Source organism: Hydrogenophaga sp. (assembly GCF_041633695.1).
Taxonomy (GTDB): domain Bacteria; phylum Pseudomonadota; class Gammaproteobacteria; order Burkholderiales; family Burkholderiaceae_C; genus Hydrogenophaga.
Genome location: NZ_JBFJMY010000599.1, coordinates 1 through 2,171 on the forward strand (window position 1 = coordinate 1; position 2,171 = coordinate 2,171).

General features: G+C 66.1%; 3 protein-coding genes. All 3 read right to left on the minus strand.

Going from position 1 to position 2,171, the window contains the following annotated elements; translation table 11 throughout:
- Nucleotides 1-506 (minus strand): Bug family tripartite tricarboxylate transporter substrate binding protein (locus ABYB95_RS22205; RefSeq protein WP_372662105.1); only part of this gene is annotated, 506 nt, incomplete at its 3' end.
- 28 nt (nt 507-534) lie between these two features.
- On the minus strand, nt 535-1,596 hold the full coding sequence (dmpG, locus tag ABYB95_RS22210) for a 4-hydroxy-2-oxovalerate aldolase (RefSeq protein ID WP_372662107.1): 1,062 nt from the start codon (nt 1,594-1,596) through the stop codon (nt 535-537).
- Between the two features lie 11 nt (nt 1,597-1,607).
- Nucleotides 1,608-2,171: acetaldehyde dehydrogenase (acetylating) (locus ABYB95_RS22215; protein WP_372662110.1), on the minus strand; the 564-nt coding region annotated here is incomplete at its 5' end.

A 2,171-nucleotide genomic window follows, 5' to 3' on the forward strand; every position in this document is an offset into this window, starting at 1 on the left:
AGCGCCACGCCGACTGTGGACGGGTATCCGCCAACCACGGGAACACCAAAGCTGGCACGCCCGGGGTTGGCGCGCAGCACGTCTTTCAGGCCGGACAGATTCGCCGCCCCGCCCGCAATCGACGCGGACAAGGCCAGTTGGAAACGGGCCACCTGGCCGACGGCGGTGAAATCCTTCAGGGGGTCGTAACCCGCGCGGTCCACCAGCACCGGCAAGGTTGCAATGGTGTGGTCGGTGGTGAACAGGTAGGTCAGCCCGTCGGGCGCAGCGGACTTCACATACGCCGTGCCGATCTGCCCACTGGCCCCGGTCCGGTTTTCCACGATCACGGACTGCCCGAATTCCTGTGCCAGTTTGGGTGCGATCATGCGCGCAATGGCGTCGGTAGCACCACCCGCCGGGAAGGGCACAACGAGCCGGACGGTCTTGCCGTCCTGGGCGAAAGCGGCCGAGGCTGCCAGGGCCAGCAAGGCCAGAGGAAGTCGGATGCGTTGACGAAATTTCATGGTGTGGTCTCCGGATGGTTGTGGGTATTTATTCGGCAGCGAGGGCGGCTTCGCGGGGATTCACAGCAGCACGCTGCGTGAGCAAATCCAGCGCCACATCCACAATCATGTCCTCCTGGCCACCCACCATGCGACGGCGACCCAGCTCGACCAGAATGTCCACCGTGGGAATGCCGTACTTCTTGGACGCCACCTCGGCGTGGCGCAGAAAGCTGGAGTACACACCGGCATAACCCAGCGCCAGCGTCTCGCGGTCCACCCGCACCGGGCGGTCTTGCAGCGGGCGCACGATGTCGTCGGCCGCGTCCATCAGCTTGTAGAGGTCGCAGCCGTGGTTCCAGCCCAGTCGTTCGGCCGCGGCAATGAACACCTCCAGCGGCGCGTTGCCCGCACCCGCACCCATGCCCGCCAGGCTGGCGTCCACCCGGTCGCAGCCCTCTTCCACCGCCACGATGCTGTTGGCCACGCCCAGGCTCAGGTTGTGGTGTGCGTGCATGCCGGTCAGGGTCTCGGGCTTCAACACGTCCTTGAAGGCGCGGAAACGCTCGCGCACGTCGTTCATGTTCAGCGCACCGCCCGAGTCCACCACGTAGCAGCAGGTGGCGCCGTAGCTCTCCATCAGCTTGGCCTGCTCGGCCAGGCCTTGTGGGGTCTGCATGTGGCTCATCATGAGAAAGCCCACCGCTTCCATGCCGAGGTGGCGCGCGTATTCGATGTGCTGGCGGCTGATGTCGGCCTCGGTGCAGTGGGTGGCCACGCGCACGGTGCGGGCACCGGCCTGGTAGGCGGCCTTCAGGTCGTGCACGGTGCCGATGCCGGGCAAGAGCAGCGTGGTGATCCTGGCGCGTTTGACCACGCTGGCCACGGCTTCGATCCACTCGAGGTCGGTGTGGGCGCCAAAGCCGTAGTTGAAGCTGCCGCCTTGCAGGCCGTCGCCGTGCGCCACTTCGATCGAATCGACCTGGGCTTCGTCCAGCGCCTGGGCGATCTGCGCGGCCTGCGCCACGCTGTACTGGTGGCGGATGGCGTGGCTGCCGTCGCGCAGCGTCACGTCGGAGATGTAGATTTTCTTGGCAATGTCGTGGCTCATGGTGCGCTCCTTCAGACCGGGACCACGGCACCGGACAGCAGGCGCTGGGCCATGTGTTCGGCGGTGCGCAGGGCCGCGCTGGTCATGATGTCGAGGTTGCCGGCGTAGGCGGGCAGGTAGTGGGCGGCGCCTTCGACTTCGAGAAAGACCGAGGTCTTCAGACCGCTCAGGTTGGGGCCGACGCCGGGAATGTTCAGGCCTTCGATGCGGTCGAACTGCACCTGTTGCTTCAGGCGGTAGCCCGGCACATAGGCCTGGACGTCGGCGACCATGCGCGCTATCGATTCGGCAATGGCGGCTTCGTCGGCGAAATCGCTCAGGGTGTAGACGGTGTCGCGCATGATCAGCGGCGGCTCGGCCGGGTTGAGCACGATGATGGCTTTGCCTTTGGCCGCCCCACCCACGGCTTCGATGGCTTTCGAGGTGGTTTCGGTGAATTCGTCGATGTTGGCGCGGGTGCCGGGCCCGGCGCTCTTGCTGGAGATGCTGGCGACGATTTCGCCGTAGTGGACCTTGGCCACGCGCGAGACGGCGGCGACCATGGGGATGGTGGCCTGGCCACCGCAGGTGACCAT